The sequence below is a fragment of the Streptomyces sp. NPDC040610 genome (assembly GCF_055594065.1).
In genome coordinates, this window is record NZ_JBVIXA010000007.1 from 1 (window position 1) to 14,434 (window position 14,434).

At 71.4% G+C, this 14,434-nt stretch carries 11 protein-coding genes and 1 pseudogene; 2 read left to right on the top strand and 10 right to left on the bottom strand.

What is annotated here, in order from left to right:
• From ACZ6AA_RS23800 to ACZ6AA_RS23815, 4 genes are all read right to left on the bottom strand, one after another.
• On the bottom strand, nucleotides 1-968 hold a 968-nt coding region (locus tag ACZ6AA_RS23800; RefSeq protein ID WP_471459828.1), incomplete at its 3' end, for an ATP-binding cassette domain-containing protein.
• Between the two features lie 113 nt (nucleotides 969-1,081).
• Entirely contained in the window at nucleotides 1,082-1,930 is an 849-nt protein-coding gene (locus ACZ6AA_RS23805) for a DUF4097 family beta strand repeat-containing protein (RefSeq protein ID WP_471459830.1), read from the bottom strand.
• 96 nt (nucleotides 1,931-2,026) lie between these two features.
• On the bottom strand, nucleotides 2,027-2,524 hold the full coding sequence (locus ACZ6AA_RS23810; protein WP_471459832.1) for a hypothetical protein: 498 nt from the start codon (nucleotides 2,522-2,524) through the stop codon (nucleotides 2,027-2,029).
• Between the two features lie 532 nt (nucleotides 2,525-3,056).
• Complete coding sequence (locus ACZ6AA_RS23815; RefSeq protein ID WP_471459834.1) at nucleotides 3,057-5,312, bottom strand: MMPL family transporter; 2,256 nt, start codon at nucleotides 5,310-5,312, stop codon at nucleotides 3,057-3,059.
• Between the two features lie 723 nt (nucleotides 5,313-6,035).
• On the opposite strand from ACZ6AA_RS23815, the pseudogene ACZ6AA_RS23820 reads away from it, so the two are divergent.
• A pseudogene (locus ACZ6AA_RS23820) lies at nucleotides 6,036-6,285 on the top strand (hypothetical protein); the annotation flags it as partial.
• A gap of 522 nt (nucleotides 6,286-6,807) precedes the next feature.
• On the opposite strand, the gene ACZ6AA_RS23825 reads toward ACZ6AA_RS23820, so the two are convergent.
• The 6 genes from ACZ6AA_RS23825 to argJ all read right to left on the bottom strand — a co-directional run bounded on the left by ACZ6AA_RS23825 (nucleotide 6,808) and on the right by argJ (nucleotide 13,458).
• A complete protein-coding gene (locus ACZ6AA_RS23825) occupies nucleotides 6,808-8,076 on the bottom strand; it encodes a cytochrome P450 (protein WP_471459836.1) in 1,269 nt (422 codons plus the stop codon).
• A 312-nt stretch (nucleotides 8,077-8,388) separates the two neighbouring features.
• The gene (locus ACZ6AA_RS23830) at nucleotides 8,389-9,228 is read right to left on the bottom strand and encodes a DUF4097 family beta strand repeat-containing protein (protein ID WP_468461854.1); all 840 of its coding nucleotides are present in this window, start codon (nucleotides 9,226-9,228) and stop codon (nucleotides 8,389-8,391) included.
• Between the two features lie 82 nt (nucleotides 9,229-9,310).
• A complete protein-coding gene (locus ACZ6AA_RS23835) occupies nucleotides 9,311-9,862 on the bottom strand; it encodes a toxin-antitoxin system HicB family antitoxin (protein WP_471459838.1) in 552 nt (183 codons plus the stop codon).
• A 240-nt stretch (nucleotides 9,863-10,102) separates the two neighbouring features.
• On the bottom strand, nucleotides 10,103-11,341 hold the full coding sequence (locus ACZ6AA_RS23840) for an acetylornithine transaminase (RefSeq protein ID WP_471459840.1): 1,239 nt from the start codon (nucleotides 11,339-11,341) through the stop codon (nucleotides 10,103-10,105).
• 54 nt (nucleotides 11,342-11,395) lie between these two features.
• Nucleotides 11,396-12,307: an acetylglutamate kinase gene (gene argB, locus ACZ6AA_RS23845; RefSeq protein WP_468461860.1), complete on the bottom strand. Its 912-nt coding sequence runs from the start codon at nucleotides 12,305-12,307 to the stop codon at nucleotides 11,396-11,398.
• Nucleotides 12,304-13,458 carry a bifunctional glutamate N-acetyltransferase/amino-acid acetyltransferase ArgJ gene (gene argJ / locus ACZ6AA_RS23850; RefSeq protein WP_468483682.1) on the bottom strand — a complete coding sequence of 385 codons (1,155 nt, stop codon included), beginning with the start codon at nucleotides 13,456-13,458 and terminating at the stop codon, nucleotides 12,304-12,306. The genes argB and argJ overlap by 4 nt, the downstream gene beginning before the upstream one ends.
• A 620-nt stretch (nucleotides 13,459-14,078) precedes the next feature.
• Here argJ and ACZ6AA_RS23855 point away from each other — a divergent pair.
• The gene (locus ACZ6AA_RS23855) at nucleotides 14,079-14,303 is read left to right on the top strand and encodes an MbtH family protein (protein WP_190118303.1); all 225 of its coding nucleotides are present in this window, start codon (nucleotides 14,079-14,081) and stop codon (nucleotides 14,301-14,303) included.
• The last annotated feature ends 131 nt before the right edge of the window (nucleotides 14,304-14,434 follow it).

The window sequence follows — 14,434 nt, forward strand, 5'->3', positions numbered from 1 at the left end:
TTCACGTCAGAGGTGGACTTACGGCCCTGACCCGTCAGAGCCAGGAACACGTCATCGAGATCGGGGGTGTGCACCGTCAACGCCTCGGCATGGATGCCCGCGCGCTCCAGGCCGTCCAGCACGCCGCGCAGGGCGGGGATGCTGCCGTCGCTGGGGATCTGCAGCGTGAGGTCCTCGTCGTCACGCGTGGCCTGCGGGAGGGTGCGGGCGGCGGCGTCGTGGTGGGTGGCGTCGTTGAACCGGAGCTTGATGTAGCCGCCGGGGATGCGGCGCTTCAGCTCGTCCGCGGTGCCCTCGGCCACGATCTTGCCGCCGTCGAGGACCGCGATGCGATCGGCCAACTGGTCGGCCTCTTCCAGGTACTGCGTGGTGAGGAAGATCGTGGTGCCGCCCGCGACGAGGTCGCGGATCATCTCCCACATCGTGCGGCGGCTGCGCGGGTCCAGACCCGTCGTCGGCTCGTCCAGGAAGATGATGCTCGGCTTGCCCACGAGGGTCATGGCCAGGTCGAGCTTGCGGCGCATACCGCCGGAGAACGCCGACGCGGGCTTCTTGGCGACATCGGTGAGGTCGAAACGCTCGAGGAGCTCGGCCGCGCGACGCTGGCCCTCGGCCTTGTCGAGGTGCAGCAGATCGGCTATCAGGAAGAGGTTCTCCTCGGCGGTGAGGAGACCGTCCACCGCCGCGAACTGACCGGTGACACCGATCTCGGAGCGCACCGCGTCCGGGTCCTGCTCCAGCGAGTGCCCGGCGACCGTGCACTGGCCCTCGTCCGCGCGGATCAGCGTGGAGAGGATCTGCACGGTGGTGGTCTTGCCCGCGCCGTTGGGACCGAGCAGGGAGAAGATCGTGCCCGGGGTGACCTGCAGGTCGACGCCGTCCAGTACGACCTTCTCGCCGTACGACTTGCGCAGTCCAAGGGCGGTGATCCCCTTGGATGCCCCGGTCGGTTGGGTGGTGGCGGTCATCGTGCCCCTTCTCATTTCCGTTGGTGTTTCAAGATCGTTCCGGTGTTCCGATGTCGTTCGCTGTCCTGCGTACGGCGCGGGTCGTCTTCCGTACGGCGGTGCCGTGCCCCGTGTCACACGGGCTGCGCGCGGCGGATCACGATGTCGCCGACGCCGGTGCGGGCGCGCACCTGCACGGTCTGCGCCCCCTTGCCGGGGCCGTCGGAGGCACCGAGTGAGTTGTGGACGGTGCCGGCCTGGGAGTTGACGTCCAGCCAGGCGGCGGTGCCCAGATTGATGCCGACCTCCAGGTCGCCGGTCTGGGTCTGCAGGTCGACGCGGCCGCGGGCGACCTGCTCGATGCGGGTGTCGCCGTTGGCGGACTTGGACGCGACGTCCGCGTGCGCCCGGCCGACGAAGATGTTGCCGTTGGCCACCTTCAGCCGCAGTTCACCGGTGACCTGGTCGATCCAGGTGTTGCCGTTGGAGTTCTTGATCTCGGCGGGACCGTCGATCTCGTGGACGCGCACCTGGCCGGAGCCGGTGACGATCTCGGCGATGCCGTGGATGTGCCGGGCGGTGACGTCGCCGCGCTCCGTGCGCAGCCGCGCCGGGCCGGTGCGGTCCAGGCGGATGTCGCCGTCCATGGTGATCAGCTGGCACTCGCCGAGCAGGCCGTCGCCGGTGAAGTCACCGGTGGCGGCGGCGCCGTTGACGCGGGAGCCGCTCGGCAGCCGGATCTCGATGGCGACGGACCCGGAGTCCCCGCGCCGGGCGGCAGCCTTGGGCGTACGGATCGTCAGGCGGCCGCGGCGGAAGTCGACCCTGGTGTCCCTGGCGGCCCGCAGGTCGGCTTCGTCGCCCTCGGTGCGGGGGTGCACCTCGACCACGGTGATGGGGCGCTCGCCCGCGGTGATGTGGGCGACGCCCAGCTCGACGTGGAGCGTGGCAGTGATCGGCTCAGGGGTGTCAAAAGTAGGCAAGGGTGTCCCATCCTCGTGACTCTGCTGGGCGTCCCCACTGGCGGGACGGCTGGTTTCGGCGTCAGGCGGCGGCAGGCCGGGAGCGGTCCGTGGGGTCTAGGTGAGCGCCACCGATCCGCGGTTCCCGTCCGGCTCCAGGGCGTCCGAGACCGCCCGCACCAGCCAGGAGTTGAGCGAGACCCCTTCCGCCGCCGTGGCCTGCTCGGCCCGGAGCTTCAGCCGCGCCGGGAGGCGGAGGTTGATCCGCGAGGCACCGCCGTCCTCCGGCTCCGCCACGGGGCGCGGCACGGGCGCGGCCGTGAGCCGGGCGGAAGCGCTCCGGTCGGGGCGCTCCGCGAACGGCTCGCCGCCGGGCGGCGCCGTCACGACGAAGTCGGGGTCGAGTCCCCGCAGCCGCACGTCGACCGAGCCGGGCGCGAGTTCGAGGGTGATCTCCCGCGTGGCTTCGGACAGGGCGTTCAGCAGGGCGAGCCGGGTCGCGGCCTCCAGCGTCGCGGCCAGGCGTTCGGCGAGCGCGCGGGCGCCCTCGTCGCCCGCTTCGGTGGCGACCGCGAGTTCGTGCCGGAGAGTGGCCACGTACGGCGTCAGGTCCATGCTGCCATCATGGCACACTCATGGCGCCACGGCGAGCCATAGTGGCACCACACCCTTTCCTCGATGCGATCCGGGCGCTGCGCCCGGCGTGTTTGTGCTCTTCAGGCCGACGTTAGACCCGGGATCGCCGCCGGAACAGGGTTTCTGGCGCAGACGCAGACCGCCCGGCGGATCGCCCTCTTCCGGGCGGCGCCGGGCCGCGCTCGGCACCATCGGGGGGCGCGCCGCGAGACCGGGCGCGCCCCCCATTTCGTCCCGGCCACCAGGACACGCCGCCGGGAATTTCTCGCGCCCCCCGCACACCACGAAGCGGGTCGCACCGGCTGGATGAGCCGGTGCGACCCGCTTCAACACCCTCTCGGGCAGCGTACGTTGACCCACCGCCCGGGCAGGGCGACGGCGGGCCGACGGCGGCCTCCACGGCCGTGCCGACCCGCATCGGGGCAGCTTTTCCGCCTCAGGTCTGGCCGTGGGCCACTCCTGGTGCTATGTGCCTGCCCCGTCCCGGGCGTCACCCCTGGCGGCTCGTGTGTCAGCCGCGGTACTGCGGCTCGGGCTGACGCTGCTGCGGCGGCACCTGCTGCTGGGCGGCGAGGCGCCGGGACAGCTTCTCGCCCTCGACGTCCATGTTCGGCAGCAGCCAGTCGAGCCACTTCGGCAGCCACCACGCGGACTTGCCGAGCAGGGCGAACAGCGCGGGCACGATGGTCATGCGGACGATGAAGGCGTCGAAGAGGACGGCGACGGCGAGACCGAAGCCGATCATCTTGACCAGGTCGTTCTCCTCCATGATGAAGCCGGAGAAGACGCTGATCATGATGATCGCGGCCGCGGTGACCACACGCCCGCCGTACCGGAAGCCGGTGACCACCGACTCGCGCGGCTCGACGCCGTGGACGTACGCCTCGCGCATCCGCGTCACCAGGAACACCTCGTAGTCCATCGCGAGGCCGAAGACCACGCCGATCATGAAGACCGGCATCGTGCTCATGATCGGGCTTGGCTGGTCGACGCCGAAGACGTCCGCGAGCCAGCCCCACTGGAAGACCGCCACCACCGCGCCGAGCGCGGCCGCCACCGAGAGCAGGAAGCCGAGCGCCGCCTTCAGCGGCACCAGGATCGAGCGGAAGACCAGCATCAGCAGGAGGAAGGCGAGGCCGACGACCGTGCCCAGGTAGGGCAGGAGAGCGTCGTCGAGGGTCTTGGAGAAGTCGATGAACATGGCCGTCTGGCCGGTGAGCAGGATCTCGGGGCCGTTGTCGGCCTCGATGTTCTTCGCCACCCCTCGCAGGGATTTGACCAGGTCCTTGGTCTCGTCCTCGGCCGGGCCCGTCTTGGGCACGACGTTCACGATGGCGGTGTCGTTGGCCTTGTTGGGCGCGGCGGGGCCGACCGACTCGACGCCGGGCTCCTTCTCCATGCGCTTGCGCACGGTCTCGGCCTCGGCCTTGACGTTCTTGCCCTCGATGGTCACCATCAGCGGCCCGTTGAAGCCCTTGCCGAAGGAGTCCGACATCATGTCGTACGCCTTGCGCTGGGTGGTGTCCGGCGCCATGGTGCCCTCGCTGGGCAGACCGAGCTTCATGCTGGCGGCGGGTACGGCGACCGCGCCGAGGCCCACGACGGCCAGCAGCAGGACGGCGACCGGGTGGCGCAGGATGAAGCGCGCCCAGCGGGCACCGAGGTTCGGCCGCTGCTGCTTGCGGGCCCGCTCCTCGGCCTTGCGCTGCTTCTTCTCCGACAGCGGCTTGCCCTTGTACAGCGCGCGGTCCTTGCGGGCGAGCACCTTGACGGGCGCGAAGCCGAGGAGCGCGGGGACGAGCGTCACGGCGATGAGGACGGCGATCGCGACGGTGCCCGCGGCGGCCATGCCCATCTTCGTGAGCATCGGGATGTTGACGACGGCGAGACCCACCAGGGCGATGATGACGGTGAGTCCGGCGAAGACGACGGCGGTGCCCGCGGTGCCCACGGCCCGCCCGGCGGCGTCGTGGCGCTCGCGGCCCTCGGCGATCTCCGAGCGGTAGCGGGAGACGATGAACAGGGCGTAGTCGATGCCGACCGCGAGGCCGATCATCATGGCCAGGGTCGTGGTCGTGGACGACAGGCCGACGGTGGAGCCGATCGCGGTGATGCCGGAGATGCCGACGCCGACACCGACGAGCGCGGTGAGCAGCGGCATGCCTGCGGCGATCATCGAGCCGAAGGTCAGGATCAGGACGATCGCGGAGACGGCGATGCCGATGGCCTCGGAGGAACCGCCCACGGACTGCTCGACCTTGACGGCGTCACCGCCGGCCTCGGCCTTGAGTCCGCTCTTGCGGGCGTTCTCCAGGGTCTCGTCCAGGGCGTCGTGCGCCTTGTCGTTCACCTTGGTCTGGACGACCTTGTAGGTGGCGGACACATAGACGGTGGACTTGTCCTTGCTGACGGCGGCGTTGCCCGCGTACGGGTCGCCGACCGTCGCCACCTGGGGCGCCTTGCGCAGCTCGGCGACGACCTTGTTGACCTTGGTCTTCTCGCCCGCGGCGGTGATGTCGCCGCCGCCGGGGACCCGCAGGACCACACGGGCCGTGGCGCCGTCGGCGCTCGCGTCGGGGAACTTGTCCTCAAGGAGGTCGTAGGCCTTCTGGGACTCGGTGCCCGGCATCGAGAACGCGTCGGCGGGGGGCGTCGGCGCGGACGAGGCAGCGTAGCCCACCCCGCCGAAGATCAGCACCCAGAGCAGTGCCATCAAACCGCGTCGCCGGAAGGCGAAACGGCCCAGTTTGTACAGGATGGTAGCCACGGCGAAAGGGACTCCCGTCGGGTAGTCAGGAAAAGGGGGACAGGGCGAGGACCGCGCCGGCGGTCTCGATGTGCGTCGCCGCGCGACTCGACGGGCGAGCCACGGCGGCGGCATGCGGCGGACTGCTGGAGGGCACGGCTACGTCGGCCCGGGGAGGCCGAGTCCGGACGTGCTCGCGAGGGCCGAGGGGGCCGCGAACCCGAGCCGGAACTCGTCGACGTACCGCGTGGCATCCATAGCGCTACGATGGCACCACGATGGCGCCATGGCAAGCCACCGTGGCACACATTCGGCACCAGCGCGCCGCCACTGCTTGCCAGCACCACTCCTCAAGGGCAATCGACAGCACGCAAGCGGGCCTTTCGAGTGCCCGTTCGGCCCCATGGAAGCCCTGGAGTGGCACCGCGAGCGCGCCCATCGAGGCACCCGGAAGCAGTGCTTCACCAGGCCACCCCCATCCGTCCGCACCATCGCCACATTCAGGCCCAGACGGGTTGCAGTAGCCGATCCCGAAGCGAAATCCAGCCAGTACCCGTTGTGAGCCTTGACCTATGAGGAATCGTCCTGTTCGCGACAGCGAAGCCTTCTTGGGTGGCGCCCCACCCGCAGCAACGCTTTCGCAGCCTGGGACAAGCGGGCATCAAGTAGCCGAGATTCGGTCAGCCACCACGAGCCAGGGAAAGTGGCGCTTGTATGGCGCCATATTTGTGCCATCATGGCGTCATGGACCTCACGCCATACGTCGACGATTTCCGGCACGAGCTCGTAGTCGCCGCAGACGCGGGCGGAGACGAAGCCCGAGCCCTGGCCCAACGACTCACCGCACCGCTGGAGACAGCGGCCCGGCTCACCTTGCTCAACGCGCTGTCCGCCGCCATGGGCGAGGTCACCCGCGACCTCGCCCCCGGCTGCTCGGTGGCGGTGCAACTCCGCGGCCTCGACCCCGAGTTCGTGGTGACGCCACCCCCCGGCGGCCACGCCCGCGCGGAGCGGGAGCAGCACCGGGGCGCACCGCGGCACACACCGGCGTCCGTGGCACCGGCGACCCCCCTCGTCGACGCCGGCCTGCCCGGCGGTTTCATCCGGCTGCAGTTCGCCAGCGTGAGCGGACTGGAATCAGCCACCGCCCTCTTCGAATTCGCCACGCCCGACCCCGAGGCGCTCGCCCTGCACCTGCCGAGCGACGGCACCGTGCCCGCGCTCCGCGCCGTCCTGGACGCCCTGGACGACGCGGCGATCGAGGCCACGCGGCTCACCGTGCACAGCGCGGGCCTCGACGATGTCGTCCACTCCCTCATCGGCCTGCCCCAACCGGGGGTCGGGCTGCCCCAGACGGGGATCGGCCTGCCCCGGACGGGCATCGAGTTCGTCGCGTCGAACGACGAGCTCGCCTGCCGCAAGTCGGCGTCCCGCAAGCCCCGCACCCCCCGCAAGTCCCCCCGCGGCGACGCGGGCTGAGCCCCGGGGTCCCGGTCGGCGTCCCACCGTCACGCCGTCACGCCGCCGCCCGTCCCGGCCGTCCCGCGGTGAGCAGCGGCAGCTCCCGAGCACCCGTCAGTTCCGGGTTCGCCATCAGCACGGGCGGGTGGTCCGGGTCGGTCCGCAGGGCCGGATAGCGCTCCAGGAGGATGCCGAGCGCGATCCGCCCTTCGAGCCGTGCGAGCGGCGCCCCCAGACAGAAGTGGACGCCCCGGCCGAAGGCGAGGTGGGGGTTGGGGTCGCGCCCGGGACGGAAGTCGTCCGGGCCGAAGAAGACCCGCTCGTCGCGGTTGGCCGCGCCGACCCACAACGCGAGCGCCTGCCCGGCGGGCACCCGCTGCCCGCCCAGTTCGGCCTCCCGGGTCGTGGCCCGGTAGAAGACCTGGAAGGGCGTGAGCAGGCGCAGCGACTCCTCGATCACGGCGGGCAGCCCCGCCGGGTCCCGCCGCAGCGCCTCCGCGTACTCCGGATGGGAGTCCAGGCAGAGCACGGTGTTGCCCAGGAGCATGGTCGTGGTGACGTGCCCGGCGATGAGCAGCAGTTGGGCGAAGTTGCCGAGCGCCGCCGGGGACAGCCGCTCGCCGTCGACCTCGGCCTGCACGAGCAGCGTGAGCAGGTCCTCCCGGGGGCGGCGCCTGCGGTCGTCGGCGTGCTCCGTGAAGTACTCGTTCATGCGGCGCCCGAGATCGAGCGCGGCGGCGACCTCGTCCGCGCCGAAGTCACCACCGCCCCCGCCGCCCCCGGTCCCGTCGGCCGCCGTCGGCCCCTGCTCGCGCGGGAAGATCTCCTCGCTCCACTGCCGGAACAGCGGCCGGTCGGAGGCGGGCACACCGAGGAGTTCGGCGATGACGGTCACCGGGAGCGGGTGGGCGAGGTCGTCGACGAGTTCCAGCGCGCCGCGTTCGTCGGCCCGGTCGAGCAGCTCATGGGTCAGGGCGCCGATCCGGGGCGCGAGGCCCGCCACCAGCCTGGGCGTGAAGGCCCGGCCGACCAGCTGCCGGAGCGCCCGGTGCTCGGGCGGGTCCATCTGCGTGAGCAGCCCGCTCTTCTCGTAGTCCGGGGCGTCGGGGGCGAGCTGGCGGACCGTGTCGGACGAGTAGGTGGCGGGGTCGGAGAAGACCTCGACGACCTCCGGGTGGCCGTGCACGTGCCAGATCCCGGTCCGCTCGTCGAGGGCCACCGGTCGCTCGGGGCGGGTGCCGCGGAGCCAGAAGTGGGCCGGGGGCGCGCCCCATTGGTCGACGAGGGTGGTGAGGGACGCGGGGCGCAGCGACTGGTAAGTCATGATATTTCACCTGTTTCAGGGCGTGCGAGGGCACGCTCCGCGGGTCTAGGACCGCGCGGTACGGGGGGTGGGGGGAAGGTGACGCCTGGCGGCCGGGCCCTGCTGAGGGCGGGCGGCGGCCAGCGTGGGTGCGGTGCGCGCTCAGTACGTGCGCGGCGCGCGCTCAGTGCGCGGGCGGTACGAGGAGTACGGGCGGTACTCGACCGCGTACCGCCGCCTGATCACGGGCTCCGGCGACGGCCGAGTGCCGGGAAACGCGGCGAGGGCACGGTGTCGGCCACCGCGCCCTCGTGCTGCCGTCAGGCGCCGTGATCAGGCGCGGCGTATGACGATGTCGCCGCGGCTGGTGACGGCGTGTATCTCGACGGCCTCGTCCGGCAGCTCGGGGGCGTCGGAGGCGCCGAGCGAGTTCCGTACGTGACCGACCTTGGTGTGTACGTCGAGCCAGGCGGCGGATCCTTTCCGCACCCCGATCTCCAGCTCACCGGCGGCGGCCCGCAGTTCGACGCGGCCGCGGGTCACCTCGCCGACGCGGATGTCGCCGGTGACGGAGCGCGCGGTGACGTCGTCGTACACCCGGCCGATACTGATGTCGCCGCGGTTGACGGTGGCCCGCAGGCGGCCGGTGACCTCTTCGATGTCGGTGTCGCCGCTGGAGTTCTTGAGGGTCAGCATGCCGTCGACGCGGCCGATGCGGATGTCGCCGGAGGCGACGCGGATGTCGGCCTCGCCGATGGCGCTGCCGACGGTGACGTCACCGAACCCGCTGTTGAGCTGCAGCCGTCCGGCCCGCTCCAGCTGGATCCGGCCGTGCCCGGTCTTGAACTCGCACTCCCCCAGCTCGCCCTCGCTGTAGATGTCGGCCATGGTGGCGTCGCCCGACACGCGTGATCCGGCAGGCAGTTCGACCGTCACGTCGACGGAGCCGCCGGAGCCGAAGAGGCTGCGCCTGCGCGGGGTTCTGATGAGCAGCCTGCCCTGGCCGTACTCGACGCGGGTCTGTTCGGCGGCGCTGCGGTCGGACTGGCTCAGTCCGTTGCTGGGGCTCACCTCGACCACGGTCTCGGTGCGCGCGCCCGCAGTCAGGCGCAGGAGGCCCGCGTTGAGCTGCAGGGCGACAGAGATGGGCTCGGGGGTGTCGAAGGTTGGCATGGCTGCCCCGTCCTGTGGGTCTGTCGGGCGTCCCCGCTGGTGGGACGGCTGAGGGAGGGTGACACTGCGGTGCGGGCGGCGCTCAGCCGACCCAGCCGGTGTAGCTCCGGACGCCGCGGCCGGCGGAACTTCCCGGGCCGGCCTGGGGGGCGGCGGCCCGTTCCTCGGGTTCCAGGGCCGCCGATATCGCCCGTACGAGCCAGGCGTTGAGCGAGAGTCCCTCCTGTGCCGCCGCCTTCTCGGCCCGCAGCTTGAGGCCGGAGGGCAGACGGAGGTTGATCCTGACCGTGGTGCGGTGGTCCTCGGCGGACAGGGCCGGGGGCGGCACCCGCACCGGAGCCGGCCCGGCCGGGACCGTCTCGGCCGCGGCACGGCCGGACCAGTCGTCGACGGGGGCCGGTGTCACCACGAACTCGGGCTCGCGGCCGCGCAGCCGTACGTCCACGGAGCCCGGCGCCAGTTCACCGGTGATCTCGCCCGCCGCGTCGGACAGGGCCCGCAGGAGCGTGAGCCGGGTCGCCGACTCCAGCTGCGCGGTGAGGCGCTCGGCCATCGCCCGCGCCTCCTCGCCGTCCGCGTCGGCTGCGACGGACAGCTCCCGGCGGAGGTAGTCGACGTAGGGCGTGAGATCCATGACGCCACTATGGCATCACGATGGCGCCATTGCAAGCAGACGTGGCTCAGGCTGGCGCAGCCTGGCTACTCGGCGGCGCCATTGGATCGTGAGGGCGGGGCCGGAGAGGCTGCGGGAACGGTCCGGCAGCTCCCCGGCGCCGCAAAGCCGGAAGGCCGCCCACCAGTTGGTGGACGGCCTGCTCGGTCGGTGCCGGGGTGGCAGTGCCGGGCCCCCGGTGGTGTCAGACCCGCGGTGGTGTCAGACCCCGCCCTCGCTCCGCACCTGGTCAAGCACCTCGGGCAGCGCCCGCAGGAACGCCGTCACCTCGTCCTCGCCGACGATCAGCGGCGGGGCGAGCCGGATGGTGTCCGGCAGGGCGGCGTTCACGAGGAGCCCCGCGTCCTGGGCGGCCTGCTGCACGCGCACGGCACAGGGCTCGGCGAGGACGATGCCGAGCAGCAGACCGGCGCCGCGGACCCGGTCGACCAGCGGGTGCCCGAGCGCCTCGATGCCCCGCCGCAGCGTCTCGCCCTGCCGCTTGACGTGGTCGAGGAGCCCGTCGCCGTGGATCGTGTCGAGCACCGCGAGCGCGGCGGCACAGGAGACGGGGTTGCCGCCGAAGGTCGTGCCGTGCGCGCCGGGCGACATCAGCTCGGCGGCCGGGCCGAACGCGAGCGTCGCACCGATGGGCATGCCGCCGCCGAGGCCCTTGGCGAGGGTGAGGACGTCCGGCTCGACGCCGTGCGCCTGGTGCTCGAACCAGTGGCCGGTGCGGCCGATGCCGGTCTGCACCTCGTCGAGGACGAGCAGCGCTCCGGCGGCCCGGGTGATCTCGCGGGCCGCGGCCAGATAGCCGGGCGGCGGTACGACCACGCCGTTCTCGCCCTGGATCGGCTCGATGACGACGAGCGCGGTGTCCTCGTCGACGGCGGCGCGCAGCGCGTCGGCGTCGCCGAACGGCACATGCGTGACGTCACCGGGCAGCGGCTCGAACGCGGCGCGCTTCGCGGGCTGGCCGGTGAGGGCGAGGGAGCCCATGGTGCGGCCGTGGAAGGCGCCCTCGGCGGCGACCATGCGGCGGCGGCCGGTCAGGCGGCCGATCTTGAAGGCCGCCTCGTTGGCCTCCGCCCCGGAGTTGGAGAAGAAGGCCCGCCCGGAGCGCCCGGTCAGGCGCAGCAGGCGCTCGGCGAGCCGCACCGGCGGCTCGGCGATGAACAGGTTCGAGACATGGCCGAGCCTGCCGACCTGCTCGCTGACGGCGCGGACGACGGCGGGGTGCGCGGTACCGAGGGAGTTGACGGCGATGCCGCCGAGGAAGTCGAGGTACTTCTTGCCGTCGGCGTCCCAGAAGGCGGCGCCCTCGCCGCGCACCAACGGCACCCTCGGCGTGCCGTAGTTGTCCATCAGCGACGCCTGCCAGCGCTCGGTGAGCTTGGTGTTCCCGCGCTCCCCCACGGCGTCGCCCGTGACGCCGGTGTCCCTCGTTGGCTCGTTCATCCCATCCCCTCCGTGCCGGGCACGCTCATCGCGCCCTCTCCTCGACGGCCCCGCTCATCGCAGATCGTCCTCGATGTCCGGCATGACCAGCGTGCCGATCTCCTCGCGCGTGAACATCTCGAGCAGCACCGAGTGCTGGACCCGTCCGTCGATGACGCGCGCGCTGCCCACGCCGTTGCGGACCGCGTGCAGGCAGCCTGCCATCTTGGGGACCATGCCGTCGGCCAGCTCCGGAAGGATCTTCTCCAGTTCGCTGGCGCTGAGCCTGCTGATGACCTCGTCGCTGTGCGGCCAGTCCGCGTACAGGCCCTCGACGTCGGTGAGGAACACCAGCGTGTGGGCGTTCAGGGAGGCGGCGATCGCGGCGGCGGCGGTGTCGGCGTTCACGTTGTAGACGTGGTCGTCGTCGACGCTGCGGGCCACCGGCGAGATGACCGGGATACGGCCGTCCGCGAGCAGCGCCTCGACGGCGCCGGGGTCCACCCCGGCTATCTCGCCGACGCGGCCGATGTCGACCTTCTCGCCGTCCTCGTTCTCGGGCCAGTGCTTGGTCGCGGTGATGGTGTCCGCGTCCTCGCCGGTGAGGCCCACGGCGAGCGGGCCGTGCTGGTTGATGAGGCCGACGAGCTCACGCTGCACCTGTCCTGCGAGCACCATCCGGACCACGTTCATGGCCTCGGGCGAGGTGACCCTGAGGCCCGCCTTGAACTCGCTGTCGATGTGGTGGAGTTTCAGGGCGGCGCTGATCTGCGGGCCGCCGCCGTGGACGACGACCGGCTTGAGCCCGGCGTGCCGCAGGAAGACGACGTCGTGGGCGAAGGCCGCCTTCAGCTCGTCGTCGATCATGGCGTTGCCGCCGAACTTGATGACGCAGATCTTGCCCTGGTGGCGGTTGAGCCACGGCAGCGCGTCCATCACGGACTGCGCCTTGACCAGTGCGGGGTGCTCCTGCGTGCTGATCCTCATGACGAGTACGCGCTGTTCTCGTGGACGTACTCGGACGTCAGGTCATTGGCCCACAGCGTGGCGCGCTCGGCACCCGCCGCCAGGTCCGCGGTGATGACGACCTCACGGCCGGACATGTCGACCGCGGTCCGGTCGGCGCCGATCGAGCCGTCCTTGCAGACCCAGACGCCGTTGATGGCGACGTTCAGCCGGTCCGGCTCGAAGGACGCGGACGTGGTCCCGATGGCGGAGAGCACGCGGCCCCAGTTCGGGTCCTCGCCGTGGATGGCGCACTTGAGGAGGTTGTTGCGGGCGATGGAACGCCCGGCCTCCACCGCGTCGTCCTCGGTGGCCGCGTTCACGACGTCGATGCGGATGTCTTTCGAGGAGCCCTCGGCGTCGCCGATGAGCTGGCGGGCCAGGTCGTCGCAGACGGTGCGGACGGCCTCGGCGAACTCCGCGTACTCCGGGGTCGCCCCGGAGGCGCCGGAGGCGAGCAGGAGCACGGTGTCGTTCGTGGACATGCAGCCGTCGGAGTCGACGCGGTCGAAGGTCACGCGGGTCGCCGCGCGCAACGCCTTGTCCAGGACGTCGTTCTCCAGGTCGGCGTCGGTGGTGAGGACGACAAGCATCGTGGCGAGGCCGGGGGCGAGCATGCCCGCGCCCTTGGCCATGCCGCCGACCGTCCAGCCCTCGCCCTCGACGACCGAGGTCTTGTGCACGCTGTCCGTCGTCTTGATGGCGACGGCGGCCTTCTCGCCGCCGTCCGCAGAGAGTGCGGCGACCGCGCTCTCGACGCCGGGCAGGAGCTTGTCCATCGGGAGCCGGACACCGATGAGGCCGGTGGAGGCCACGGCGACCTCGCCCGCGCGGTGCCCGTCGAGGCTCGCCGCGACCTTCTCGGCGGTCGCCCGGGTGTCCTGGAAGCCGGCCGGACCGGTGCAGGCGTTGGCGCCACCGGAGTTGAGGATGACGGCGCTGACCGCGCCCACCCTCAGGACCTGTTCACTCCACACCACGGGGGCGGCCTTCACCCGATTCGAGGTGAAGACGCCGGCCGCCGACCGGCGCGGGCCGTTGTTCACGACCAGGGCCACATCCGGATTTCCGCTGCTCTTTATTCCGGCCGCGACGCCCGCGGCCGAAAAACCTTGTGCTGCCGTGACGCTCATGGCTCTACTACTCCTATAGTGGAAGTTCCCAGTTTCCCGGGAAGGCCGAGGGGGACCACCGACAATGACATGACCCGAGCCGCCCCATTCCTCGATTCTGGCGACTGGGTGCCGTGATTCCACAACTCCCCGCCTGCCCTTTCCTATTGAACGCCCCACATCGCTGATCTGGCAGTTCATCGATGTGTCACCGGCGCTGCCGGGCGTGACGGCCCGACAACCCGCAACAAACTACAGGCAATTCAGGCTTTCGGCACCGGGCTGTCCTGTCCACGGGACAGCGGGCCTCCGGGGCCGACCGTGCCGGGAACCTTATGCATGGCCCGTGAGGACCGCCGGAGAACCAACCGAGTAGGTTCGGGAGCGCACTTCGCGGTCACGCGGGAACCACGACAGGCCCGAAATTTTTCACGGAATTTTGATCCGGTCGCCGTGAATACTTCACGGGACCATCGCGGAGCCCCCCGTCTATACCGACAATTCGTCGGCGAGCAGCGGGGTCTGGACGCCGGGCTTGCCCGCGGCCGACAATGACGAGGCTGGTGGACTGTGTCCGCCGGCACCTGGAACGAACGGCTTCCGCCGGGAAGCCATCGTGTACGGCTTGAAATGGAGTGGACATGAGCAGCAACCCGTTCGACGACGCGGATGGCCAGTTCTACGTCTTGGTGAACGACGAGGAGCAGCACTCCCTGTGGCCGTCGTTCACCGAGGTCCCCGCCGGCTGGCGGGTGGCGTTCGGCGAGGCCGGCCGCCAGGAGTGCCTGGACTACGTGGAGCAGAACTGGACCGACCTGCGGCCCAAGAGCCTGCGCGACGCGATGGCCGCCGACCAGGCCGCGTAAGGCCGTGCGGCGGGTGCGCTCCTGAGCGACGCCGATAAGCCGTGAAGGGGCGGGGGGGGGGGGGGGGGGGGGGGGGGGGGGGGGCGGGGGTGGGGGGGGGGGGGGTTGGGTTTCTCCCAGTCGCTCTCTTT

Bases quoted from the DNA above. Each gene is read 5' to 3' on its own strand.
- argJ (WP_468483682.1), bottom strand. From the start codon at position 13,458: ATGAGCGTCACGGCAGCACAAGGTTTTTCGGCCGCGGGCGTCGCGGCC.
- ACZ6AA_RS23825 (WP_471459836.1), bottom strand. From the start codon at position 8,076: ATGACTTACCAGTCGCTGCGCCCCGCGTCCCTCACCACCCTCGTCGAC.
- ACZ6AA_RS23840 (WP_471459840.1), bottom strand. From the start codon at position 11,341: ATGAACGAGCCAACGAGGGACACCGGCGTCACGGGCGACGCCGTGGGG.
- ACZ6AA_RS23830 (WP_468461854.1), bottom strand. From the start codon at position 9,228: ATGCCAACCTTCGACACCCCCGAGCCCATCTCTGTCGCCCTGCAGCTC.
- ACZ6AA_RS23835 (WP_471459838.1), bottom strand. From the start codon at position 9,862: ATGGATCTCACGCCCTACGTCGACTACCTCCGCCGGGAGCTGTCCGTC.
- argB (WP_468461860.1), bottom strand. From the start codon at position 12,307: ATGAGGATCAGCACGCAGGAGCACCCCGCACTGGTCAAGGCGCAGTCC.
- ACZ6AA_RS23810 (WP_471459832.1), bottom strand. From the start codon at position 2,524: ATGGACCTGACGCCGTACGTGGCCACTCTCCGGCACGAACTCGCGGTC.
- ACZ6AA_RS23855 (WP_190118303.1), top strand. From the start codon at position 14,079: ATGAGCAGCAACCCGTTCGACGACGCGGATGGCCAGTTCTACGTCTTG.